24 protein-coding genes are annotated in these 24,047 nt (G+C 72.4%); 6 read left to right on the top strand and 18 right to left on the bottom strand.

Annotated features, from left to right (window positions below; genetic code table 11):
• Positions 1–6 precede the first annotated feature (6 nt).
• From ABZU53_RS10475 to ABZU53_RS10415, 13 genes are all read right to left on the bottom strand, one after another.
• On the bottom strand, positions 7–1,443 hold the full coding sequence (locus tag ABZU53_RS10475) for a baseplate J/gp47 family protein (protein WP_354862312.1): 1,437 nt from the start codon (positions 1,441–1,443) through the stop codon (positions 7–9).
• Entirely contained in the window at positions 1,436–1,939 is a 504-nt protein-coding gene (locus ABZU53_RS10470) for a hypothetical protein (protein ID WP_355065212.1), read from the bottom strand. The genes ABZU53_RS10475 and ABZU53_RS10470 overlap by 8 nt, the downstream gene beginning before the upstream one ends.
• A gap of 1 nt (position 1,940) precedes the next feature.
• Entirely contained in the window at positions 1,941–2,264 is a 324-nt protein-coding gene (locus ABZU53_RS10465) for a hypothetical protein (protein ID WP_354862316.1), read from the bottom strand.
• Positions 2,265–2,274: 10 nt separating this feature from the next.
• The gene (locus ABZU53_RS10460; RefSeq protein WP_355065210.1) at positions 2,275–4,302 is read right to left on the bottom strand and encodes a hypothetical protein; all 2,028 of its coding nucleotides are present in this window, start codon (positions 4,300–4,302) and stop codon (positions 2,275–2,277) included.
• Entirely contained in the window at positions 4,299–4,949 is a 651-nt protein-coding gene (locus tag ABZU53_RS10455) for a hypothetical protein (protein ID WP_354859584.1), read from the bottom strand. Before ABZU53_RS10455 ends, ABZU53_RS10460 begins: the two co-directional genes overlap by 4 nt.
• Positions 4,949–5,449, bottom strand: a complete 501-nt coding sequence (locus ABZU53_RS10450; RefSeq protein ID WP_053659787.1) for a hypothetical protein — start codon at positions 5,447–5,449, stop codon at positions 4,949–4,951. The genes ABZU53_RS10455 and ABZU53_RS10450 overlap by 1 nt, the downstream gene beginning before the upstream one ends.
• A 2-nt stretch (positions 5,450–5,451) precedes the next feature.
• Positions 5,452–6,930, bottom strand: coding sequence for a hypothetical protein (locus ABZU53_RS10445; RefSeq protein WP_355065208.1), 1,479 nt, complete (start codon positions 6,928–6,930; stop codon positions 5,452–5,454).
• Positions 6,927–10,157: a hypothetical protein gene (locus ABZU53_RS10440; protein WP_355065206.1), complete on the bottom strand. Its 3,231-nt coding sequence runs from the start codon at positions 10,155–10,157 to the stop codon at positions 6,927–6,929. Before ABZU53_RS10440 ends, ABZU53_RS10445 begins: the two co-directional genes overlap by 4 nt.
• A 2-nt stretch (positions 10,158–10,159) precedes the next feature.
• Complete coding sequence (locus ABZU53_RS10435) at positions 10,160–10,414, bottom strand: hypothetical protein (RefSeq protein WP_088989350.1); 255 nt, start codon at positions 10,412–10,414, stop codon at positions 10,160–10,162.
• Positions 10,415–10,442: 28 nt separating this feature from the next.
• On the bottom strand, positions 10,443–10,871 hold the full coding sequence (locus tag ABZU53_RS10430) for a hypothetical protein (RefSeq protein WP_234582446.1): 429 nt from the start codon (positions 10,869–10,871) through the stop codon (positions 10,443–10,445).
• Between the two features lie 16 nt (positions 10,872–10,887).
• Positions 10,888–12,057, bottom strand: a complete 1,170-nt coding sequence (locus ABZU53_RS10425; protein WP_354859592.1) for a hypothetical protein — start codon at positions 12,055–12,057, stop codon at positions 10,888–10,890.
• Positions 12,058–12,094: 37 nt separating this feature from the next.
• Positions 12,095–13,036, bottom strand: coding sequence for a hypothetical protein (locus ABZU53_RS10420; RefSeq protein ID WP_355065204.1), 942 nt, complete (start codon positions 13,034–13,036; stop codon positions 12,095–12,097).
• Positions 13,037–13,507: 471 nt separating this feature from the next.
• Positions 13,508–13,957: a ribonuclease domain-containing protein gene (locus ABZU53_RS10415; protein ID WP_354859597.1), complete on the bottom strand. Its 450-nt coding sequence runs from the start codon at positions 13,955–13,957 to the stop codon at positions 13,508–13,510.
• Between the two features lie 264 nt (positions 13,958–14,221).
• Between ABZU53_RS10415 and ABZU53_RS10410 the strand changes: the two genes are divergently transcribed.
• The gene (locus ABZU53_RS10410; RefSeq protein ID WP_355065202.1) at positions 14,222–14,995 is read left to right on the top strand and encodes a hypothetical protein; all 774 of its coding nucleotides are present in this window, start codon (positions 14,222–14,224) and stop codon (positions 14,993–14,995) included.
• A gap of 182 nt (positions 14,996–15,177) precedes the next feature.
• Here the strand turns inward: ABZU53_RS10410 and ABZU53_RS10405 are convergent, their stop codons facing one another.
• On the bottom strand, positions 15,178–16,128 hold the full coding sequence (locus ABZU53_RS10405) for a DUF559 domain-containing protein (protein ID WP_355065200.1): 951 nt from the start codon (positions 16,126–16,128) through the stop codon (positions 15,178–15,180).
• A 313-nt stretch (positions 16,129–16,441) separates the two neighbouring features.
• Here ABZU53_RS10405 and ABZU53_RS10400 point away from each other — a divergent pair, with 313 nt between their 5' ends.
• From ABZU53_RS10400 to ABZU53_RS10385, 4 genes are all read left to right on the top strand, one after another.
• Positions 16,442–17,005, top strand: a complete 564-nt coding sequence (locus tag ABZU53_RS10400) for a carboxymuconolactone decarboxylase family protein (protein ID WP_354859603.1) — start codon at positions 16,442–16,444, stop codon at positions 17,003–17,005.
• 91 nt (positions 17,006–17,096) lie between these two features.
• Complete coding sequence (locus ABZU53_RS10395; protein WP_355065199.1) at positions 17,097–18,260, top strand: M20/M25/M40 family metallo-hydrolase; 1,164 nt, start codon at positions 17,097–17,099, stop codon at positions 18,258–18,260.
• 47 nt (positions 18,261–18,307) lie between these two features.
• Positions 18,308–19,459 (top strand): glutamate--cysteine ligase, encoded by a 1,152-nt coding sequence (locus ABZU53_RS10390; RefSeq protein ID WP_355065197.1) that lies wholly within the window; start codon positions 18,308–18,310, stop codon positions 19,457–19,459.
• Between the two features lie 134 nt (positions 19,460–19,593).
• Positions 19,594–20,193 (top strand): nitroreductase family protein, encoded by a 600-nt coding sequence (locus tag ABZU53_RS10385; RefSeq protein WP_355065321.1) that lies wholly within the window; start codon positions 19,594–19,596, stop codon positions 20,191–20,193.
• On the opposite strand, the gene ABZU53_RS10380 is transcribed toward ABZU53_RS10385, so the two are convergent.
• From ABZU53_RS10380 to ABZU53_RS10370, 3 genes are read right to left on the bottom strand one after another with little or no spacing between them, the layout of a single operon-like run.
• A complete protein-coding gene (locus tag ABZU53_RS10380) occupies positions 20,177–21,721 on the bottom strand; it encodes an NAD(P)-binding domain-containing protein (protein ID WP_355065195.1) in 1,545 nt (514 codons plus the stop codon). The genes ABZU53_RS10385 and ABZU53_RS10380 overlap by 17 nt on opposite strands.
• Before the next feature lie 59 nt (positions 21,722–21,780).
• Positions 21,781–22,332: a hypothetical protein gene (locus tag ABZU53_RS10375; protein ID WP_355065193.1), complete on the bottom strand. Its 552-nt coding sequence runs from the start codon at positions 22,330–22,332 to the stop codon at positions 21,781–21,783.
• Entirely contained in the window at positions 22,333–22,572 is a 240-nt protein-coding gene (locus tag ABZU53_RS10370; RefSeq protein WP_354859612.1) for a winged helix-turn-helix domain-containing protein, read from the bottom strand.
• A gap of 213 nt (positions 22,573–22,785) precedes the next feature.
• Between ABZU53_RS10370 and ABZU53_RS10365 the strand changes: the two genes are divergently transcribed.
• On the top strand, positions 22,786–23,079 hold the full coding sequence (locus ABZU53_RS10365; RefSeq protein ID WP_354859613.1) for a DivIVA domain-containing protein: 294 nt from the start codon (positions 22,786–22,788) through the stop codon (positions 23,077–23,079).
• Positions 23,080–23,326: 247 nt separating this feature from the next.
• On the opposite strand, the gene ABZU53_RS10360 is transcribed toward ABZU53_RS10365, so the two are convergent.
• Positions 23,327–23,911, bottom strand: coding sequence for a hypothetical protein (locus ABZU53_RS10360; RefSeq protein WP_355065191.1), 585 nt, complete (start codon positions 23,909–23,911; stop codon positions 23,327–23,329).
• Between the last annotated feature and the right edge of the window lie 136 nt (positions 23,912–24,047).

Here is a 24,047-nt window from a genome sequence, read left to right as displayed (position 1 = left end):
CCCCGCTCAGACGATCCGGAACGGCCGGGGATCGTCCCGGTCGACGTAGACGGGCACCTGGTTGGCGGCGAGCACCGCGTTGTCGCCGACCGGCAGCCGCTGCACCCCGTCGCCGGTGGGCGCGCTGCCGGTCACCACCACCGCCGAGTCGGCCGGGAAGCGCACAAGGCGCAGCCCGCGTACGTCGGCGACGCCCGGCTCGTTCATCAGCGTCCAAATCACCTCGGCGGCCCGGACCGGCTCACCGAAGGGCAGCTCGTCGACGTAGCGGCGCAGCCGCGCGTGCAGCCGGGCGCGCAGCTCGGTGGCGGCGGTGGACGCGTTCACCGTCTCCTTCGAACCGGTGGGCAGCGGCAGGCCACGGATCACCAGGTCCGCCTCGACGCCGATGCCGACCTCGTCGGCCCGGTCCACCGAGGCGAAGATGCCCACCGGGCGCAGGTCCTCGATGACGGACTCGACGGCGGCGTGCAGCCCGTCCGGCCCGTCCCAGATGGCGGCGGCGGTCGGCGCGACGAGCACCGTGACGTAGTACGGGTTACCCAGGTCGCGTTCGGTGCTGAAGACCCGCTCGATGAAGTTGAAGTTGCCAAAGATCGACTGGTTGAGGTCCAACCCGCCCCGGCCGTCGAAGACCTGCACCTGACGTACGCCGGGCACGGTGGCCACGGCCAGGCCGATCGCCTCGGCCGTCCAGATCGAGCGGGGCGCGGCCAGCAGCAGTTGCCGGTAGCGGGCGTCGGAGACCTGCTGTTCACCCCCGGTCAGCGCGACGGTGTGGGTGATCTCGACCAGCTCCTTGCCGGCCGCCTGCTCGGCGTCGTCGAGGTCGGCCAGCAGGGTGTCGGCCCGGTTCCAGCGGTCGATCTTCTGGTTGGCCTGCGTCGGGTCGAGGTTGTGCGCCGGGCCGGGATAGAAGGCGGCGACGGCCGGTTCGCGCTCGCCGACGGCGGCGGAGAGCACCACTGTCTCGTCCAGGGCCACGTGGTGCCCGCCGGGGGTGGACAGCCGGGCGCCCCGGGGCAGCGTGAGCGGGGTGTGGCCGGCGGGCAGCGCCGCCTTCAGCTTCAGTTTCACCGTGCCCCGCGCGGGCAGGTACGGCCGGGCGATGCCGAGTTCCTCGCCGAGGCGGGTCAGCGCGTCGGCGGTCGCCGACACGACGAAGGAGTTGTCGTAGACCGCGCCGAGCGCCGCCCACAGTCGGGCGTCCTCCAGGGCGGCCAGTTCGAGGACCTTGCGCAGCACCGCGCCGCTGGTCAGGTCGACGTCCTCGCCGAAGAGCAGCCGGGCGGTGGCCAGTTTCTCGGCGAGCAGGCGGGCGAAGGACTTGGGCACGAAGCCGGTCTCGACGATGCCGAAGCCGGTCGAGCCGGTGGCCCGCAGCGCGGCGGCGTCGACGGCGAGGACATCGGCCAGCTCCGCCGGAAGGGTCGGGTCAGACACTGGGCAGCTCCCCGAGGCGCACCGAGAGCCGGTCGTCGGTGATGGTTTCGAACTGGACCTGCACCTGCAGGGTGCGCGACGAGCGCAGGGCGGTCGCCGCCGCGTCGTCGGCACTTCCCGCGCCGAGTCGGCCGTCGTCGAGGTTCACGTCGACGATCTTGCGGACCCGGGGATCGCGGTCGAGCAGCGTGATGATGCCGATGCGGACCTGCTCGCGGATGAGATTCGGCTCGATCTGCTCGGCGAGGGCGTTGAGCCCGTCGAAGCCGAAGGTGGCGTCGAAGACGTTCGAGCCGCGCAGCGTGGTCAGCGCCACCGCGAGGCTCTGCGCCACGTTGCCGGTGCCCTCGACGAGGGCCAGCGCCCGGCCGTTCGGGCCGTCGTCGAAGACGATGTCCCGGGCCAGGTCCACCCCGGGCATGGTGGGTTCGAAGGCGAGGCCCCAGCCGAGGTAGCGGCGCTGGGCGGCCTGCCGTTCGCGCTCGGTGCGGTCCATCTCAGACCGCCTTCAGTTTGCTCTGCCCGGCGGTGGCCGCGAGGCCGGAGGTGCTGCCGTTGGTGGCGCCGCTGAGGGTGTCCAGCGCCACCCCGGCGCCCCCGACGTGCAGCTTCTGCGCGGCCCCGGACGCCGACACGACGTTCTTGCACTGCACGGTGGAGCTGCTGTCGGTGATCGCGCACCCGCTCACCGACTTGCCGGTGATGCCGTCCGGGCGGACGACCGGGGCGCCGGCCACCGTCAGCTTGGCCTGCCCGGCCGGGGTGACCGTGCCCTGGCTGGGGCAGTGCACGTTGCTCGACGTGGTGAGCACGAATGCCATGTCGTTCTCCTCAGTGGACGTTCATCGCGTTGTCGACCTGGACGTCGACGTCGTCGGCGGCGATGCTCACCGTGCCGCCGCTGATGTTCACCGCGCCGTTGCCGGCGTCCAGGTCGATCCGGGTGGCGGTGATGGTGATCGAGCCGTCCTGCTTCATGACGATCGACGACCCGCCGGCGGCGTGCTCGATGGTGATGCTGTCGGCCTCGTCGGCGCGTTGCGGGCGCTGCCCCCGTCCCTGCAGCTGGTCCCGGCCCACCCGCACGGTCAGCTCGCCCAGCTCGATGACGCGGTTGCCGTCGCCGTCGGTGAGGTCGTGCGTGACCTTGCCGTCGTGGTCGGCGGGCACCACCGAGTCGCCGATCGACGAGCGGCTGTTCGTAGCCACCCCGACCGGCAGCGACAGCCACCAGTCCCCCGGCTGCGACACCGGGGCGTGCCCGGTGGGCCAGAGCGCGCCCACCTCGACGGGGTCGTCGGGGGCGCCGTTGCGGTAGGCCAGCGCCACCCGGGTGCCCGGATAGCGGGGCAGGATGAGCCCGCAACCGCCCCAGGCGAACGGGGTCAGGTAGGTCACCCCGGGCAGCGGCGCGGGCTGTTCCCGGCGTACCGGCAGACGGCGGGCGGCGTTGGGCCGGCCGTCCGAGCGGACCAGGCCCTCCCACACCGTCTCGGTCTGCGCGGGCGGCTCGACCGCGCCGCTGGCGTTGGTGGCGGCGGCGCGTACCTCGCCGATCTCCAGGCCACGCGTCTCGCCCCGGGCCGCGCGGGCCGCGCGACGCACCGCCTCGGCGGCGGCCACACCGGGCGACGACGCCGGGCCGGCCGGCTCGGCGGCGGCCACACCGGACGCGTCGCTCCAGGTGTCCCACGCCTGGGCGCCCGAGGTGACCTCGACGCCCTGCACCACAGTGACGAACCCGGCGGTACGCGACAGGGTGTGCCGGGCGGCGCTGAGGTAGAGCAGTTTCGCCCCCGCGCCCAGCTCCCCCGTCGACGGGGCGAACGGGGCGGCGAACGAGCCGAGCAGCGCCGCGCCGACACTGCCCAGCGTGGTGGCCTCGTCGGTCGCCGGTGGGTCGAAGCGCACCAGGTCACCGGGCTTCAGGTCGGGGCGGCCCTTGAGGGTCAGCGTCCACGCCCTGCGCCGCGGTGCGGCGGTGCCGCCGGTCTCGGTGGCCGCGTACGGGTCGGTGTCCTGGGTGCCGTTCTCGGTGCACTCCAGCAGGCCGGTGGCGAGGGTGAGCGGTTTCGGCTCCCCCTCCGGGTACGGGATCGGCCGCTTCCCGACGTGCACGGTGCCGTCGCGGATCAGCAGCATCCCCCGCCCGTACGCGTTGAGCGACTGCTGCAACGCGCCGCCGATGCGCTCCAGGGCGGCGCGGTAGAGCAGCCCGGCCCCGAAGGCGACCCGCTCGTCGCCGGCCGCCTCGGTGGCGCCCCGGGTCATCGTGCCGTCGGGGTTGGCGCCCCACCCGGTCACGTCGACCCGAGTCCGGTCGCCGATGGCCTGGATCGCGGCGGTGAAGGTGGCGGCCTCGAACCGTTCGGCGACCCGCTGCCCGAGGCGGGCGTACGCCTGCTCGACGAGGGTCAGCTCGGTGTCGTACGTCCGCTCCCCGGTGAGCCGGCGCACCTTCGTCACCCGCAGCACGGCGACCAGCGCCTGGGTCAGCTCGGCCGGGGTCGGGCCGGCGTTGACGCCGACCAGGTTGGTGAAGAACGCGCCGACGGAGGTGTTGGCGTCGCGCCAGTACAGGTGCAGTTTCGCCACCAGCGGCGGCTGCCCCTCGGCGGTACGCAGCGCGGCGAAGTGCTCGTCGATCAGGCCCTGCACGGTGATCGTGTACGCGCCGGGGCCCAGCCCTTCCGGCAGCGCGGCGTCGATGGCCGCGTAGTAGTCGGCGCTGGACAGGGTGAGCGCGACGTCGGGGCTGAGCCCGGTCGGGGTCTCCCGGTGAAACGTCAGGGTCCAGCCGGCGTCGTTGCCGACCGCGCCCTGGCGCACCTGGCCGGTCTGGAACGGCGTGAGCGTCACCGCAGCACCCTCCGCATCTTCTTGTCGAGCAGGTAGCGGTAGCGCAGCCTGCCGGGGCCCAGCTCGGATTCGACGCGCTGCGCGGGTGGGCGGCGACGCCAGACGAACTCGTTGATAGGCGGCGGCCCGAAGGTGTCGACCGCGCGGTCGGCGGGTCGCCACGCCACCGTCAGGGTGGAGCCGTAGTCGCCGGAGCCGCGTACGGTCCCGGCGTGCAGCAGCCAGGCGAGCACCACCACCTCGACGGCGACCGGGGTGGTCCCGGCGGGGTCGACGGGTGTGCCGGCGTCGGGGCAGACCCGGCGCAGGCCGGCGGCGAGCGGCACCGAACCGAGGATCCGGGTGCCCTGGCGGACGACCAGGCGCAGCGGCACGCGACCGACCAGGGCCGGCGCCCGGGGCGTGGCGGGCGGCGCGGGTCGGGGCGTCAGGTCGTCGGCGGAGCTGCTCACCACGGCGAGGGGGTCGGTGTTCAGCCACTGCCGGGCCAGCCCGGTGGGCAGGATCAGCACCGCGTGCACGCCGGCGCCCAGCTCGACGCGGTGCGGCAGGCCGGCGGTGAGGCTCTGCCGGACCTCGGTGAACCCGGGGGGCACCTCGATGGGCGTCTCCGGCAGCAGGTAGCGGTCGATCGGGAACGGTGGCATCAGTTGCCCAACCCGTCGGCGAGCGCGCCGACTCCGATGCTGGCCACGTCGAGCAGCTTGCCGAGCAGGCTGGGACGGGGCACGTGGACGAGGGTGATGGTGGTGTCCAGGACGTCGCGGCGGGCGGCCGAGGCGTTGAAGGTCAGTGACTGCACCTGCATGTCGGTGCGGATGGTCATCGAGGTGACGAGGATGAGCCCGCCGAACTTCCCCCCGGAGTACGCCGCGAGGGCGGTGCCCCGCTTGCTCGCCTCGGCCATCGTCTCCAGGGCGAACTTCCAGGCGTAGCGTTCCGCGCCGACGAGCACCCCGGTCAGGGTGATGGTGTCGTCGTGGGTGGCCACGATGGCCTTGTGCGCGGTGGAGCCGATCGGCGGCAGGTGGTAGGTCTGGGCGAGGGAGATGGCGGTGACCGCCCAGAGCGGGATCGGCAGCACCCCGTCGCTGATGATCGCCGACGGGACCGTGCCGTAGCGCATGAAGCTGCTGGTGATGGCCATGCTCAACGCCCTCCGACGGGTGGCAGCGGCACCGGCGTACCGGTGGGTTCGACGGCCAGGCCGAGGTCGCGCAGCGCCTGGGTGATCTCGCGGACCTCGCCCGCGGCGCTGGTGACCCGCAGCCGCAGCCGGCGTTCCTCAAGCGCCGCGCTGATGCGCGCGGGTCGAGTGGACGCGGAGCCGCGCCGGTTGATCCGGTCGATCTCGGCGGCGGCGTCCTCCATCCGGGAGATCGCGTCGAGGATGCGCGGGTCCGGGGTGAAGCCGGGGTCGTCGCGTTGCAGCCGCGCGATGGCGTCGCGGAAGTCGGCGGCGTCGCGGCGCAGGTTGACCACGAGGTTGTCGGTGAGCGCGCTGACCCCGGCGACGCTGCTCGCCCGGTGCGACTTGTCGTCGACGAGCCACACCCAGCCGTCGTGGCCGATGCCGACGAGGTCGGTGCCGGCGACCTTGACGTTGGCGTCGGGTCCCTTGAGGAACAGCTCAATGCTGCTCAGGGAGAACGCGGCGCTGTACTCACCGAGGACACCCCGGCCATAGGTGACCATGTCGTGGCGCAGGTAGGCGCGGAAGCCGGGGCCGTCGTCGGCGCGTCCGCCCCCGTCGCGAAAGCGCCGCCACAGGGTGGCCAGGGCCTCCGGGTTGTGCACGGCGAGTTGTTGGGTGAGCCAGACGTCGCCGCCGGCCACCACGGCCCGCAGGTCCGGGTCACCGATGCGGGCCAGGGCGTCGGCGAGGCGGGCGTCGCTCATCTGCAGGCCGCGCGAGCGGGCCCGGCCCAGGTCGTCGACGGCGGTGCGCAGCCGGGCCAGCTCGTCGGGCGTGAGCCGGCCGCCGAGGCGGCTCTCCAGATCGGCGACGGCGGCCCGCTTGCCACCCTCGCTCTCGGCGGCCACCGCGCGCCACAGCGCGGCCGGTTCCAGCTCGGCGGCGCGGCGCAGCGCCGCTTGCCGGTCCGCCGGCATGGCCCGGAACGCGTCACCGACGATCGCGGCCGGCTCGGTGTGCCGGCCGGCCGCGCCGCCGCCGCCGTCGAACTCGCGCAGCAGCGAGTCGGCGTACGCGCCGGCGTCGTCGGCCAACCGCAGCGGCGCGTCGCCGACGATGCCCTCGCGAGGTCGGCTCAGCTCGCGCATCTCGGTGCTGAGCTGGTCGAAGTACTCCCCGAGGGTCGCCACCCGCACCCCCTCGGGCAGGGTGCCACCCTCCAGCACGTGGTCGAGGATCGCGGCGATGTTGTCCCGCAGGACGGCGATGCGTTCCAGCCGGTTGAGCGCGTTGCCCAGGTGCAGGTCGCCGACGTCGTCGACGATGCGGCGGATGAGGTGCTCCAGCAGCCGCCGCGACCGCACCTCGCCGGCCTCGCTGTGCTCGGCGATGGTCCGCATGAACCGGCGCAGCCGGGGGTTCGCGTCGGCGGCGGCGTGCACGGCGGCGGCGTCGAGGAACCGGCCGGCGCGGAACCGGCGGGGCCCGGTCACGGCCGCACCACCGGCACGCGCGGGCCGGACGCGGCGGTGTGCTGCGAGTCGAGCACCATGAGGATGAACCGGGCGCCCTCCGGGCCGCCGACCGCGCCGCTGAGCATCGCCTCGCGCTCCACGTACGCGAGGATCGGCTCCATCAGCTTCTGCACGACCCGTTCCAGCACCTCGTTGAGCAGGATCTCGGTGAGGAACGCCTGGAGCAGGTCGCGGGAGGCGGCTTCGACGATCTGTCGGGTGACCCGGCGTACCACGTACCCCCGGGCGGCGCGCAGCCCCGCGCGGACGCCGAAGCGCAGCGCGACCCGGCCGCCGCGCACGGCCGCGCCGCCGATGGTGCCGGCCTCCGGGATCAGCGACATCGCCAGCCCGAGGTACGCGGCGAACAGCTCGACCTCGACCTCGGTGCGGGTGAGCACCAGCTCCGGGTCGAGCATGGAGGAGTAGAGGCGCGCCCGCTGGTGGGCGTGCGCCACGTCGACGGCGGCGACGGCCACCCCGACCACGAAGCCCAGCGGTGGGCAGAGAATGGACAGCGCGATGATCCCCACCATGATGGCGAACGCGCTCAGCGCCTCCCGGCCCAACTCGGTGTGGAACAGGCTGTCGACGCCTGTGGCGTAGTAGAGGTTACCGCCGAAGAACTCGCCGATCTGCTGGTGCGTGACCAGGTGGATGCCCTGCAACGCAAAGCTCGACCCGGCGATGGTGGCCGACGGGATGTGCTCGCTGATCCGGCTGGACCGGAAGGCGAAGTGCGCGTCGGTGCGGGCGCGGCCCAGCATCTCGGTGTTGTTGCGCCGCATGTCCTGCAGCACCCGCCACAACTCGTCGCGGATCGCCGACCGGTTGCCGGCGAAGCGGGCCAGCACGTCGGGCAGGTCGGTGATCTGCTTGACCAGCGGGTCGACGCCCTCGGCCTCGCCGCGCTGGATGACCAACGCCTGTTCGATGTCGGCGAGGGTCCACAGCACCGCGTGCGAGTCGCGGATGCGCGTGACGCCGTCGCGTTCGACGATCTCGCCGGCCGCGCCGGGGCTGGTCAGGGCGGCCTCGGTGGCGAGGAACGCGGTGGAGATGGCGCGGGCTGCCCCGTACCAGGCGGTGGACGGGTTGGCCATGCTCACCGTGGCGAGGACGCCGCCGCCGGCGTCGGTGTGCTCGGCCGTCCACCGCGCCGCCTCGTGCCGGCGCAGCCGCTCGCGCAGCCCCTGCAGTTCGGCGTAGTCGGTGAGCTGGGAGACGATCAACCGCTCGAAGATCGGCGCGTACTGGTCGAAGTGGGCGATCCGCGCGTTGATGCCGGTCTGCGAGCTGAGCAGCAGTTGCACAAGCATGGCCTGGCTGCCGACGATGAACAGCTGCCCCACCGCGGCCTTGACGGCTGGGCTGAGCGCCTGGACGAAGTGCAGGTTCCAGGAGGCGGACGAGTCGATCCAGCCACCCTGGACGCGGGCGAAGTGCTCGGGCTGGCTGTAGCGGCCCATGACCAGTTGGGCGAGGTGGTCCAGGCGGGGCACCACTCCGGCCAGGTGGCGCAGGAACTGCACGGCGGGCGAGGCGACCGGCCGGAAGTCCAGCGGGCCGAGCCCTCCGGTGCCCTCGGGGACGGGCCGGGTGAACGCCTCGCGTTCGGCGGAGCCGACCAGCAGGCTGATCGCCGCGGCCCGGCCGCGCAGCACGGCGGCGGCCTGGAGGCAGAAGTTCGCCGGATAGCGGCACGGCTCACCCATCTGCAGCCGGAACGCGATGTCGTCCATCAGCCGACGCAGCTCGTCGCCGTCCGGCCCGAGCGCGGCCAACTCCGGCTCGCCGTTGAACGGCGCGCAGGCGGGCATCGTCGAGTGCCCGCCGCCGACGACGGGGAACCGACTGCCCTCGGCGCCGGCCGGCGCGCTCGGGCTGCTCGGGTCGAAGACGAACCCGCCCCGCCGGCCGCCACCACTGCCGTCCCCGCTGCCTCCGGTGCCGCCGTCCGCCCCGGTGCCCGTGCCGCCAGCGCCGCCCGACCCACTGCCGGACCCGGTGCCCGTGCCCGCGCCGGTGCCGGTGCCGGTGCCGGTGCCGGTGCCGGTACCCGTGCCGGTGCCGGTGCCGGTGCCCGTGCCCGTGCCGCCGGGTGGCGCGTTCGGGTCCGGCGGGGCCGCCGGGTGCTGCTCGATGGTGATCGGCAGCAGGTTGGCCGTGCCGGTCCAGTGCAGGGTGGCGTCGGTCTCCTCGGTGCCGACCAGCAGCAGGGACACCCCGCCGATGCTGACCACCACCAGGCACGTCGGCGTCGCCCCGCCCACCGAGGCGAGGATCGCGTCGACCCGCCGGGTCACCTCCGCGTCGACGGCCCGCTCGATCTGCGCCTGGTACTCCTGGGCGCTGGTGGTCTCGCCGCGCGGCGAAGCGGTCCGCAGCCGCTGCCGGATGTCGGCGCTCAGCTCCTCGTCCACCATGGCGACCAGGGCGCTCCGGTCGGCGACCGGCCGCCGCTGCACCGTCCCGGGCTGCGGGCTGGGCACCCGCTCCTCCACCTCGAAGTGCGGCTGCGGGGTGGCCCGGAACACCGTCTCGCCGAAGCGCTCGAAGGTCAGGACCGACAGTGGCGTGGTGGTCACCATGATCGCCCAGACCGGACGGCCGTCGGGGCCGACCACCCGCGCGATGATCCCCTGTGGTGCGCCGGAGGGCAGGCCACCGTGCTGGCGTACCGCCTCGCGGGCCAGCTCGGCGAAGTGATCGGCCAGGTAGGTGGCCGGTCGCAACAGCCACTGGTAGGTCACCGGAGGCGGCTCGTCTCCGTCCACCGGCACCTCGGCGGCGTCCCCGCCGTCGTCGTAGGACGGCACCCGGTATACCGCGAGGAGGTGGCGCATCCGCTGCGGGTCGAACAGCTCGGTCGCCGGTCGGCTCAGCGGCGCGGCCACCCCGGCGGGCAGCCCCGGATCCAGCCGCGCCGCGCCGACCACCTCGTCGACGCGCCGGCGCAGCCGGGCCTCGAAGGCCCGCCGCTCGTCCGGGGACACCCGCTCGGCGGCCGGGCCGGTCCACCGGAAGTCCGGCGCCGCGGCGCGTACCTCCAGATAGCCGCCGCGCGGCGCGACCACCTCCTGCCGCGAGCGTTCCAGGGCGCGGGCCAGGGCCGCGGCGAGCGCGTCGGTCACGGCCGCCGGCCGCTCGGTCACCGACCGGGCGTCCAGCCGGATCCGCACCGGCACGTGCACCGAGATGGCCACCGTCAGAACCGCCCGTCCAGGTGCTCGGCGAGCCGGGCCAGCGCGAGGTCGGCGAGCGCGTCGGCGTCGAGGGCGCCGCCGGCCGCGACCACCTCGATCTCCACCGGGAAGTGGTACGCGATGACCGCGCGATCGTCCTCGGCCACCTGCTCGGCTTCCGCCTCGCTGCCGGCCGCCGGCAGCACCAGCTCACCCGCGTGCACCAGGGCCAGCCCGGTACGGGTGACCCGGGCGGCGCGGCCAGCTCCGGTCGCCATCTGCTACCTCCGGTTCCTCGTCGGTCGGTTACGGCAGAACGGACGGGTCGCCGGTCTTCGGGTCGACCGAGGCGGCCAGGCTGAAGCCGCTGAAGGTCGCCGCCGGGGCGCCGGAGATGGTGGCGGTGGTGGGTGTCGCGCTGGTGATCAGGCAGTCCCGCAGCACGAAGGACGAGAACGCCCAGTCGTCGCCGGTGTGCTCCAGCAGCGCGATGTCGAACAGCTCGCCGTCGAGCGCCAGCTTGGTGAGCCGGCCGGCGACATCCCCGATCGCCTTGACGGTCATCGTGAAGTTCATCGACACCGGCGCGTGGATGACGCCCATGTGGGTCACCTCGCACGAGTGCAGCGCCTCGACGTTGAGCGAGAAGGACGGGCTGAACGAGTCGATCGGGCTGATCAACACCGTCTCGGTGCCCTTGGTGTACTGCACCGCGAGGCGGGTCTTCCACTCCATGGTCTGGTTCCTCCGGTCAGAACTTGGCCACGAGCGTGACCAGCAGGCGGCTCACGGCCGGGCCGTACGTGACGGTGACGACCAGGTCGACGGTGCGGTCGGCCCGGGCGGCGGTGACGATCGAGGTGTCGGTGGCGGTACGGGCGGCCTCGGGGATGGTGAGGATGTCGAGCACCGGGATCTCGACGCGGTAGTCGTCGATCACCGCCTGCCGCTTGAGTGGGCCGAGGATGCCGTCCACCTGGGTCTTGAGCAGGGTCATGCCCGGCTTGGTGATGCGGGCGTCGCCGACCAGGCCGATGAGACCTGCGCGGAGCATGAACTCGATCTGGTCGAGGGTGCGGACCAGGTCGACGTGCAGCAGGCTCGCATCGGTGGTGAAGAGCCGCCCGTCGGCGAAGTGCAGGCTCTCGCCGGTGATCAGCGTCGGGTCGATGATCGGAGTGAGGTTGGCCTCGGAGAGGCCCTTGATCTCGGCCGGGCTGTACTGCTTGGCCACCGGGATGGCCACCCCACGGATCTTCTTCAGCACGATGCTGTGGTGCACCGGCAGGCCGGCCACGGCCGCCATCGCGGCGGTGGCGGCGTCGCCGTCGGCGCCCCGGGCGGCGATCATCACCATCCGGCTGGTGCTGCTCTTGAGTGGGTTCGCCGCGGTGGTGATGTCGGCGACGTAGCTGGGGCCCTTCTCGGTGGCCGGGTTGACCATGGCGAAGCCGATCCGCCGCTGGCCGGCGGCCGACATCGTCTCCACGTGCGCCTTGAGCGCCTGCAACCCGGTGGGCGCCCCGGCTCCGGCCGGGTTGCCGACTGTCGACTCGTTGGCCAGCGACACCATGGTCACGTCGTCGGCGGCCTCCAGACCGCCGAGCGCGGCGGCGTAGTCGTCGCCGGCCACCTTGACCCCGTACACCTTGGCCGGCCGTGGGTCCTGCAGGAACGCCAGTTCCAGCGAGTTGTAGAGGGCGTTGCGGACCACGTTGCCGGCCTGCCGGCGGGCGAAGTTGGTGACCGCGTCGTCCAGGGTCTCGATCCGGACCGGCGTGTTCGCCGGGGCGGAGCCACCGTCGGCCGTGGACGGCGCCTTGCCCACCACGGCGATGACGCCCGGCGAGCGCTGGGCCAGCGGCGCCGGTGGCGGCACGATCCGGACCTCGATGAACGGGAATGCTGCTGTCGGTGCCACGGGTCCTCCCGGACGAAGTTGCTGCTGGTCTGGGTTCTCAGGTCGTCACGGCGGCCAGTCCGATGCCGCTGCGGGCGAGCCACTGGCCGGCGCGGGCGAACCGGGTGGCCCGCTTCTGCGCGGCGGTGCCGGCGTCGCCGCCGGGCCAACCGTCGTCGTCGAACGTCTCGATGGGGACCACCCAGACGGCGACCACCCGGTGCCGCCGCCGGACGTCGTCGGGTGCGGGCACGTCCAGGCCCAGCTCCTCGGCGCGGGCCCGGACCAGCCGCGTCTCGACGAGCAGGTCGGCGAGGGAGAAGCCCCGGTCGCGGATCAGCACGGCGGCGGCGAACGGCAGCGGACGGGGTGTGGGCGGCGCGGCCGGCGGCGCCGCGTAGCGCAGCCGTACGGTGGCACCGGCGGTCTGCCCGCGCATCCGCGCCACCAGGTCACCCGCGTTCGCGGCGCCGACGCCCGCGAGCAGCCGGTCCAGGTGCGCGTCGGTGAACGCGGCCGGCTGGTGCAGGCCCGCCCGCAGCCGGGCCACCAGTCGGGTGCGACGCTCGGTCTCCAACAGCGCCGGGTCGGTGGGCAACGCGCCGAGGTCGGCGATGATCTGCGGGTCGACGTCGAAGGCCGGCACCGCCACGTCGAGGTCCTCGACCCGGTCCCGGGCGAGGCTCGTGCGCACCACCAGGCTGCCCCGCCAGAGCGCGTCGATGCGCAGCGCCGACCCGCCGAGGCCGTGCAGCCGGACGCGCAGCTCGGTACGGGTGGTGCCGCCGGAGCCCAGCCACTCCCCCTCGGCCAGCGTCGCGGGCGCGGACGCGAAGCCGAGGGTCAGCTCGTCGAAGACCGCCGCGTACGGGGGCGCGACCGGCATCGCCTCGGTGTCGTACGCGGCCTCGACCAGGTGGGCCAGCGACGCGTCGTCGAAGACGGCGGCGCGGGTGCCCGGATCGGCCAACCGCACCAGCACCCCGTCGACGAAGTCCACCGCACCGGCCTCCCCGCTGCCCCTGCCAGGGCACGCCGCCCGGCTGGGCACGAGGATCGCGAAGGGGCCGTCACCCGAGCGTCACCACCACCGTCACCGCGCCTCGGCGAGGGCCGGACTGTCGGGAACTGAGCACCCACACAGTCAGCGGCGGCTTGTCGACTGACCGTCCTCGGCCTGACTGTCCTCGGCCTAGCTGTCCTCGGCCCGTCGGCTGGCTCTCCTCGGCGCGGCCGGGCTGGCGTTGTCTCGGCGGGAGGCACGATCCGGCGCGCCCGGCACCGTCCGGCCCCGGTCACTCGTGAGAGCGACATACCTCAGAGTCATATTCATTCCTCAGAGTCATAACGCTCATTGGAGTAACCACCCCGCCGGCCGTCACCGACCGCGACATTCCGTACGTGCCTCCCGATCCGGCCGGGGCGACGCCTCGAGGGCCGGCCGAGTGCGACCGGCCGGCCCTCGGGTCGGTCAGAGCCGGTAGAAGTCGGTGTAGTGGTTGGGCGAGAACCAGGTGGCGCCGCTGCTGCGATTCACCACGATCCGGTACGCGTCGCGGGCAGCGCCCTGGGTACGCGGGTACACGTCGTACTCGTAGTAGGTGGCGTTGGTGGGCAGTTGACCCTCGTTGTTGTAGAACCGGCCGCCGGCGAAGTTGGACAGCCCGCCGCTCCAGGAGTACCAGCCGCGGCTGGTCGGGAAGCCCTTGGCGGACCAGCCGGAGCGTGCGGTGCGCGCGTCCGCGCAGCGGCTGACGGTGCAGGAGCTGTAGACCGCCGCCGACGCGGAGTCGGTCAGCCGTGGGGCCACCACGGACGGGCCGACCAGCGCGGCGGCGACCATGGTGAGGAGCAGGGCGAGGGTGGTGGTACGCCGGCGGATCGCGCCGAGCGTGGCCAGCGGGGACACGAGGGTGGACACAGGCTGCCTCCAGACCATCCGATGCATCGATCCGCGTGATTGGCGGACCGGAGTCAGTCTCGCCGTTGCCGGCCGTCAGCGACAGCCCGCGCACCCCAACTGCTCCACAATGCTCGATGAACCCCGGACCATCGGTCCCCCCACCAGCGGGGGCAGCGCGAGCATCCCGACGCGGACCCGACCTGGGGCTATCGGCGCGGCTACGGGCATATCGGTCATCGGTTGTTAGCGTGACATGCGGATCGGTGACCGTGAAGGGGTGCCATGACGGACGCTCCCAAGGAGAGGCCGAGGCCCGCGGACCTGTGGCGTCGGCGGGGCATCCGTGGGCTGACCATCGCCCGGGACGTGAGTGTCCGGGGTTGGCGGTGGTGGGCGCGGACGTGGGATCGGCTGGTGGCCGCGCTCCAGGACGAGGCGCCCGTCGGGGCCGGGGTCGGACCGTCCCCGCCGGGCCCGCTCATCGAACAGCGTGACGCGCCCCGGCTGATCGCGGTCCCCTCGCGCGGGTACGTGTACTCGTTCTACGTCCGCGCCACGTTCGCCTGGTCGTCACCGGCGAGCCTGCGCGCCGAGGTCTTGAGCTGGTACGTGCAGTACTTCCAACCGAACGCCATCCAACGGCTGACCCGGCTCGCCGCCGACGCCGCCCGGGACCTGCCGCCGCACCGGGCAGCCGATCTGGAGGTGGCGTTGCAGCGGGCGCTCGCCGACGATCCCGAGTGGCGCTACCAGCGCGGTGACGTCCTCATCACCTGCCGACCCGACGCCGCCGTCCGGCTCGACGAGCGGATCATGCCGGCGCTCCAGCCGCACGTCGACCGGATGGTGAAACTGGAGTACCAGTTCGACGAACAGTTGCGCAGGGCGACGTACGCCGAGGAGCTGAGCCGACGGTGGACGACGATCCTGGGCGACCACCTCGACGCGGACGCCGACCAGGAGGTGGCCGACGCCCGCCAGCACCTGCTCGCCGCCCAGCGGGAGGCCGCGCGGTGGATCGGCGAACTTCTTCATCTCCGCGCTACCAAATCTTGATCGGGTCGGCATAGACCTTCATGCCGATTGTTCCCGATCCGCGCGTTCTGCCATGAACGCCAACGCTGGCCCGGCTGGCTAGCATCCTTTCGTCCACCTCCGAGTAGCACCGCATCCCGCTCATGATCACTTGATGCTGAGCAGTTGTCAGGGGCTCCGGAAAACTAGTCAGCATCAAGTGATCATGAGCGAGCGCGGCGGCTGGCGAGGATTGCCAGGGTCTGCTGGCGGACCTCGGCGGGGTTCGCCAGGAGGCGGCGGTGGGTGAAGCGGACGACGAGGATTCCCCTGGTGGCCAGCAGGGCGTCGCGGCGGAGGTCGACCTCGCGTTCGACCGGATCGCCATGGGTGGTGGCACCGTCCAGTTCGACGTTGACGCGCTCCGCCTCGGCGAACATGTCGAGGTAGATGGTTCGGGCACCGACCCGTACCCGCGCCTGCCGGATGAAGGTGGGCATACCCGGACCCGTGAAGACGTGGTCGTGACCCCAGATCTCAAGCGGGCTACGGCAACCGGCGGCGAGCCGATCCAGCAGACCGCGCAGCGCCGCGCGATCGGCCAACCGGGGCACGTCGGCCAGGGCGACGACGAGCCGCTGTGGCGTGGTGAGCCGGTCGTTGACCGCCCTGATGAGGGGCCCGGCGCGGTCGACCGGTGGCAGCAGCGGCCAACAGTCCACCAGGGTCCGGTCGAGCCGCGTCACCGGCAACCCACCCCGTACCACCACCTGCGGCGGCCCGACCGCGAACCCGGCGCGATGGCGCACCACGAGATGCGGCCGACCCCGCAGGCCCGATCCGGCGGGCAGATCGAGGTGTACCGGCTCACCAGGTGGCTGGCGGCGTAGGCCCCACACGTCGAGCGCGGTCAGTCGGCCGAGCGCGCCGCGGCCGTCGGCGTACGCGAGGACTGCCCGGCGTGCCAGCTCGGGCTCGATCCGGGCCAGGATCGGCACGTCCACGCCCGTGCTCCGGATCAGGGCGGCGTCCAGGTAGACCCCGGGCAGCGGGCGCGCCAACCGACCCGCCCGCCGGGCGGCCTGAATCGTCCACTCGGGTGCCACTCGCACCACTTCTGACCAGGTGCACAGCCCACCGCCCCGAACCAACAGGGCACGCAGTCGCGAATCCACGGGCCCGACCGTGCCGCACGGAGCCGTCGACCATTGCCTGTGCGGGCACCGCTGTGGACAGTGCAGGAGCCTGTGGACAGCACACCACTCCGCGGATCCCCGTGGTATGCGGTGGTGATCCGTCGGGGCCTGCCCGGCCGTCGCCGCGCCGTCCGGGTCGGTCGTGGGAAAGAGCATGAATGAAGAAAGACGTTCGTCGGACGGGATGAGATCGTGGCTGCGCGGCGCCTGTCACGTCGCCCCGCACGGGCAGTCGTCGCCGGCAGAGGCGTCCTCCCGGTCGGGCCGGTTCACGGCTGGAGGGCAGATCACCATGGCGCACATCGATCTGGGGATCGACGAGAAGGAGTTTCCCGGCGTCACCGGCCCGATGCGGTACCGTCCGGAGACGGCGAAGCCGCTCAACGAGTTGGCCGAGGTGCTGCTGCGCGCCCCGCACACGCTCCCGCGCGGCGAGCGCGAGCTGATCGCCGCGTACGTCTCCGGGCGCAACGAGTGCACCTTCTGCTGCGCGTCGCACTCGGCGTTCGCCGCCGCGCAGCTCGATGAGGGCATGACCCTCGTCGACCAGGTACGCGCGGATCTCGACACCGCCCCCATCTCGGCCAAGCTGCGGGCGCTGCTGCGCATCGCCGGCGCGGTGCAGATCAGTGGCCGCAACGTCACCACCGAACTGGTCGCCGACGCCCGCGCCGAGGGCGCCACCGACCTGGAGATCCACGACACCGTCCTGATCGCCGCCGCGTTCTGCATGTTCAACCGGTACGTCGACGGGCTCGGCACGTTCGCGCCCGAGGGCCAGGAGGCCTACGCCGGGATGGCACACCGGATCGTCGACGTCGGCTACGGGTCCGCGGCTCGTACACCGGCAGTCTGAGCACAACCACGGGTGACCGCACCCCGATCCCCCTGCGATGGTCGACGGGCACGCCTGATGAAGCCCGTCGGCCGTGCGGTTGGAGGGATCGATGGACCGTCCCCGCTTCCTGCTCGACGCCGCCCAGCGGCTCCGAGCTGACATGGTCGACCGACTGAGCACATTCGTCTCCTGCGAGTCGGCACCGGGCTCGCTGCCTGAGCTGGAGTCCTGTGCCGACCTGCTCGCCGACTGGGGGGAGGACGTGCTCGGCCGGCCCGCCCACCGGGTCGTGATCGACGGCCTGCCGCACCTGCTGTGGCCGGCCGTCGACCAGCGCGTGCTGCTGCTTGGGCACTTCGACACCGTCTTTCCGGTGGGCACGATCCGGTCCCGGCCCTTCGCCGTCCGCGGGGACGTGGCGACGGGGCCCGGTGTGTGCGACATGAAGGCCGGCATCGTGCAGATGTTCACGGCCCTGAGCCTGATCGAGGACACCTCGGCGGTCGGCGTGCTGCTGACCTGCGACGAGGAGAGCGGGTCCGGCACGTCGCGGCACCTGATCGAGCGTGCGGCGCGCCGCTCGGGCGCGGTTCTCGTCTGCGAGGCGGCCACCCCGGACGGGCACCTGAAGGTGGCCCGCAAGGGTGGCTCGGTCTACCGCCTCACCGTCTCGGGTCGGGCGGCCCACGCCGGCGTCGAACCCCAGCGCGGAGTCAACGCCACCGTCGAGGTCGCCCACCAGGTTCTCAGCCTGGGCGCGCTCGGCGCGGCCGACAGCGGCGGCACCTCCGTCACACCGACAGTGCTCTCCGCCGGCACCACGACGAACACGGTGCCCGAGCGCGCCAGCGTGGCCGTCGACGTCCGGGCCTGGACGAGGGACGAACTCGAACGCGTCGACCACGCCATTCGCGGGCTCGTCCCGTTCCTGCCCGAGGCGACGTTGGCCGTGCAGGGTGGGATCAACCGCTACCCGATGGCTCCGGAGCTCGCGCGGCCACTGCTGGAGGTGGCCCAGTCGATCGCCCGCCGGCTGGGCATCCCGCGCCTGACCGGCGCGTACGCCGCTGGCGCGTCCGACGGCAACTTCACCGCCGCGCTGGGCGTACCGACCCTCGACGGCCTGGGTGCGGTCGGTGGCGGAGCGCACGCCGCCGACGAGTACGTCTGCCTCGACCGGATGCCCGAACGGACGGCGCTGCTCGCCGGACTCGTCGACGCGCTGTCCACGATGGATTATTTCGGGCCGCGACTCATCGACGACATCCCGTAACGTGCTTCTCGCCGGTGCGTGACCGGCAGCGAGGGGTGGGCTTCGGCATGCCTACGGGACAGCACTCGGAATCGCTCATTCCCCCGCTCGGCGTCGAGGAGGAATTCCTCGTCGTCGACGCCGACCGGGGCGAGGTCGTACCGGAGGCGGCCACCGTCGTCGACGGCGCGCGAGCGACGCTCGGCCCTCGGGTCGGCGGCGAGATCACCAGGTTGCAGATCGAGACCCGCACCGACCCGTGCCAGAGCCTCGACGACCTCGCCGCGCAGCTCGTCGAGGGCCGGGCCGCCATCCAGACCGCGGCCCGTTCGGCGGGTCTGCGGGTGATCGCCAGCGGCTCGCCGGTGCTGGGCCGTGCCGTGCCGCCGCCGCTCACCGAGGGGCCGCGGCAGGATCGGGGCACCGCCACCTTCCGTGGGCTGCACGACGAGCTGGCGATCTGCGCCGTGCACGTCCACGTGCAGCAGCCCGACCGGGACCGGGCCGTGCTGATCGGCAACCACCTGCGCGCACACCTGCCGGTGTTCCTCGCCCTCTGCGCCAACTCGCCCTACTGGGCGGAGCGCGACACCGGCTACGCGAGTTGGCGCAGCGTCACGTGGGGGCGCTGGCCGGTGGCCGGCCCGCCGCCGTACCTGACGTCCGCCCGGCAGTACGACGACCACGTGGACATGCTCCTCGACGCCGGCGCGCTGGTCGACCACGGCACGATCTTCTGGGACCTGCGCCTGTCCACACACCACCCCACGCTTGAGGTACGGGTGGCCGACGTGCCCGTCACCGCCGCCGAGTCCGCGGCGCTCGCGGCCCTGGTGCGGGCCCTGGTGGTCGCCGCCGGGGAGGCCGTCGACCGGGGCGACGAGGGCCCGCGGCTGGCTCCCGAGCTGCTGCGACTCGCGTACTGGCGGGCCGCCCGCGACGGGATGGGCGGCCACGGCGTCGACGTCGGTACGGGCCGGCTGCTGCCCGCGGCGGCCCTGGCCGAGCGGCTGGTCGAGCGCGCCCGCCCGGCGCTGGACGCGGCGGGTGACCGCGAACGGGTGGAGGGCTGGCTGAAGTGGCTCGCCGCGGACGGCGACGGCGCGACCCGTCAGCGTGCCGCCCAGGCGGTGCGCGGACGTCTGACTGACGTGGTCGACGAGCTCGTCAGCCGGACCGCCCCCGACCTGCCCACCTGTGAACAAGGCACGCCTGCGTAACGACAGGCGGCGTCGGCTCCGCGATGCTGGAGGGACCGGAGACCGGCACAGTTTCATCAGGGAGGCCACAGGTGAACGACACCGACCTGGTACCCAGGGTCCCCGTCCAGCACCACCGCCGACCGCCGGCCGACATGGTGCGCGAGGCGGAGGCGTTCGCTCAGCGGATGGCGCAGCGCCGGTCGGTGCGGGACTTCGCCAGTGACCCGCTGCCCGACGGGGTCGTCGAGGCCGCGATCCGGGCGGCGTCGACCGCGCCCAGCGGCGCCAACGTGCAGCCGTGGCGGTTCGTCGTCCTGACCGACCCGGCCCGCAAACGCCGGCTGCGCGAGGCCGCCGAGGCCGAGGAACGGGCGTTCTACGACCGCCGCGCCTCGCCGGAGTGGCTGGGTGCGATCGCCGGGCTCGGCACCGACTGGCGCAAGCCGTTCCTGGAGACCGCACCGGCCGTCATCGTCGTATTCGAGGTGCACCAGGGGCCGCACAGCCCCAAGCCGTACTACGTCAAGGAGTCCGTCGGCATCGCGGTCGGCCTGCTGATCACCGCGCTGCACCACGCCGGCCTGGTCACACTGACCCACACGCCCAGCCCGATGCGGTTCCTCAACGAGGTGTGCGAGCGACCTGCGGAGGAGCGCCCGTACGTCGTGATGCCCGTCGGTTATCCCACCCCGGACGCCCACGTCCCCGATCTGGCCCGCAAACCCCTCGACGAGATCATGATCCGTTGGTGAGGTCCCCGGTCAGGAACCCGACCAACGGCTCGACGTGTCGGTCCGGGCGTCGCCACTCGGCGAGCAGATCCTCCAGCAGGTGCTGTTCGTGGACGAGTTCCGTGCCGCGGTAACGCCGGATCACCGGGTGGATGAAGGCGCTCTCTCGGGCCCGGTCGGGGGTCGGGTGCCGGTCGATGGCGAAGACGTCGCCGTAGTCGTCGCGGCCCCACCGCAACGCGAGCGTGTACCACTGCGTGGCCGCCGCGAACCGCTCCACGGCGTAGTCCTCCGGCAGGTCCTCGTAGTGGTGGATGTCGCCGGTGGCGTCGTCACGGACGAAGACGTCACAGAGGTACTCGAACTGGGTCCACAACGCCGAGGACCAGTTGACGCGGTCGAGCATCAGCTTGGTCAGCGACACGGCGTCGGCCGGCGTCGTGGCGTACGCCAGCGGCACGCCCTCGTAGCGCTCCCGCAGGATCCGGGTGAACGTCCGGAGGTTGTACCGGAAGCCGTCGATGAACGGCGACGACGCGTGTTTCGCGTCCCGCGCCTGGGCGATCGTGCCGGCGAAGTACAGGTCGTCGATGGTGCTGGACTGCCAGTCGGGGCGTAGGCCGGGCATGCGGCCTTCGCGCACCATCTCGGGTCGGGACGTCTCGTCGAACATCGTCGTGTCCATCCGGAACCCGGTGCACCGCAGCACCGTGTGGTAGTCCAGTTCGGCGGTCTCCCCCTCGGCGTGGGTGTACGTGATCGACACCCGGAACCGACCGTCGACGGGCCGGATCTCGTCGATCGTGCAGTCCAACACCGAGTGCAGCGTCTTGAACTGGTAGCTGTCGAGGATCGCGCCGTACTGACCACGCACGTCCCCGGGGTGCTTGGTGTTCCACGCCAGTCGCAGGGGCTGCCGGCTGGCGAGGTGCACCATCGACGCTCGGCCGAGGATGGCCGACGCGGTCTCGAAAGCCGAATTGCCCTTACCGATGATCAGGACCCGCTGACCGTCGTACGCCGTGGGGTCGACGACCATGTCCTCGTACCCGATGGCATGCTCGATGCCCTTGATGGCCGGCACGAAGGGCCGGCCCCAGCCGGTCGCGACGACCAGGCAACGCGCGCGCACCTCTCCCTGGTCGGTGCCCACGACGAAGCCGTCACCGGTCCGGGTGAGCCGCTCGACCGTCGTGCCGAACCGGATGTTGAGCGCATGGACCCGCTGGAACTCGGCGAGGTAGCGCACCAGGTCGTCAGCGGCCGGCAGGTACTCCTCGCTGAAGCGCGGGAACAGCAGGTCCGGGGAGTCGTTGAGCAGCGAGTTCCAGTCCCAGCGCAGGCGGATCTCCGGATCGGCGCTGTCGGTGTGCACCTTGTTCAGCGAGATGAGCCGGCGGTGGCGCGGGAACCGCCGGAAGAAGCCGCCGGGCTCGTCGCCACTCTCCAGCGTCAGGTAGTCGGCACCGTGCTGCTGGAGGTAGTAGCTCAGTTGAAGGCCGGCGGGCCCCGCCCCGACGATGACGTACCGGTGTTCACTGCTGAGCATCCTGCGGCCCTTCGACGGAGGGATGAATCCATCGACCATGGGATGCCAAGCGATATGTGTCAATGCCGTTCGTCATCTTCCCGGAAACGCGGAGAGGGCCGGTCGTACCGGAAACCCAATGCCTTCCGGGAGTCCCGATCCGCCTTGTAGGCGGCGCCGAGCGCCAGGTTGATCGCGACCCGTTCCGCGGTGTCGTCGAAACCCTCGATGTCGAACGCCCGGAACAGCTGGATACCGTCTCCGGGCCCGTTCCGGACCTCGATCCGCCCGTCCACGTCGATGTAACTGGACGCCGTGACAGAGCCCTTCTCGAAGACGTCGTTCGGGCCGGCGACCACGGATTTGTCCACGACGCTGGTCAACTCGTGCGGAGCCGCGAGGAGCTGTTCCAGCCGGGACTGGGCTCGCCGTACTCCCGCAGCATCGTCGGGCTCGAACACCCACACCCAGATCTCCTCCGGGCGGGCGTTCCAGCAGATGAGTTCGGGCCCGGCGAACGCACCCTCGACATCGCACGTCACGAACGCGTCGGGGAAACGCCGTCGCAGCTCAGCCACCCGTGTGGCGAGGCCGCCCGCGTACGCGGCGTGTTCCGAGATGTCCCACGCCACCTACGGCTCGCGCATCCAGGTCTTCGGGTCGGTCACGAAAACGCCCTTGCCCTGCTGCCGCCGGATCACCCGCAGCGCCTCCAACCGGGCGTAGGCCATCTGCACAGTCCCGTGGCTGACGTCGTATCGCACACGTAGTTCAGCGATAGAGGGCAGCTTGTCCCCCGGCTTGACTTTCTTCGACCTGACATCGGCGATCACATCATCGGCGATGCGCCAGTAATCCGGCACTTCTCGCATGGCACTCCTCGCGTGGCAACCCGATTTGATCACACCGCGACGCACCTAACAAGCAGCGTTGACTTAACTAGCATGTCTAGATATGTTGGAGCGGAGCCGGTCCTCGCGTGGCAACGAGTGCGGCTCATCCCCTCGGTCGGGGCGGGTGCGTGTGCCCGTCCCGACCCCACCACCGCGATCTCGCGCTCCCGCCTGCTCTCAGAAAGGACTGTCGTGGCTCAGGTGTATCGAGGTGGCCGGCCCTACCCCGCCGGCTACGCGGCCCGGTTGACCCCGTACGAGGTGCGGACCCGCGAGTTCGCCGCGCATCGGCGCGGCGTCGACCCCGTGGAGGTACGCGAGTTCCAAGCCCGGGTGGCCGATGAGCTGGGCATGCTCAACGAGACGGTACGGCTGCTCAGCCGGGAGAACGACCGGCTCGGACGGGCACTACGGGACTGGCAGACCATGCACGCGCGGGAGTGCCGGCCGCCGCACGAGCAGCATCCCAACTCCGGCCACTGGTGACCGCGCGCCCCTCCCCCGGCGACCTTCTCGTCATCGACGGTCGAGCCTCGGTGCAGTTTTCCGGGGACCGCGCCCTGACCTTCCGCGTCGTGTCGGTGTCGAACCAGCCGACGTACGAGGGCTGGGTCTGGTTGACGGGCTACGTCCTCGACCGCCGAGGCGACGCGACCGTCAAACGCGAGGTCTTCGTACAACTCGCCGGTCTCCGGACTCCGAACGGCACCGGGGAGATCCCCTCCACGGTTCGTCACACGTCGTCGACGCGTACGGCGCTCTCGGCCGGTACGGTCGTCCGGCCGGCGAGCGCCTGACGTAGCGCGGCCGACTGCTCCACCGAGCCGCCCCGGACGCCGAGGCTCCGTCGGGCCGCCCGGTAGTAGCCGTCCCGGGCCTCGTTGACCCTGTCCAGTTGTGCCGAGATGTCTTCCGGAACTTGGACGATCCCCCGGGCCAGCCGCTCCAACTGCCAGATCGCGTCCCGCCAGGCCGCGGCGGCGAGCACCGTGGGCTCGTCGCCGAGAAGCAGCAGGTTCTCCCAGACGATGGTGCGCCGCGCGTCCGACTCGGCGAGCCGGGCGAGGCCCTCCTCCCGGTCGATCGGGTGGCTGTGCGACCCAGGCCGCAGGTGGGCCGTCATCCGCAACGCCACCGCGTGACTCTCCTTGAGGGCGTGCGCGAACTCGACGTACGCGTCGAGGCGTCGCTCGTCCCAGCGCACGTTCTGGCTACGACGCCAGCGCGCGCGGTCGGCGAGCGAGGTGGCGAGGATCGTGCCCAAGGTGCCGACCAACACACCGAGGAGCGCCGGAAGCTGCGTCAGGAACGTGCCCACGACGCCGAGGCTGCCGTACCGGGGTGGGCTGTGCCAACCCGCCGCCGGCGGACGGGACGCGACGAGGGGGCACTGTCCGTCCTGCTGCCGGTCGGGAAACGTGACCTGATTGAGGGACGTCGCGGTGGCACCCGCC

Source organism: Micromonospora sp. NPDC005194 (assembly GCF_040608335.1).
GTDB lineage: Bacteria > Actinomycetota > Actinomycetes > Mycobacteriales > Micromonosporaceae > Micromonospora.
This window is presented reverse-complemented; position numbering and strand designations above follow the sequence as displayed.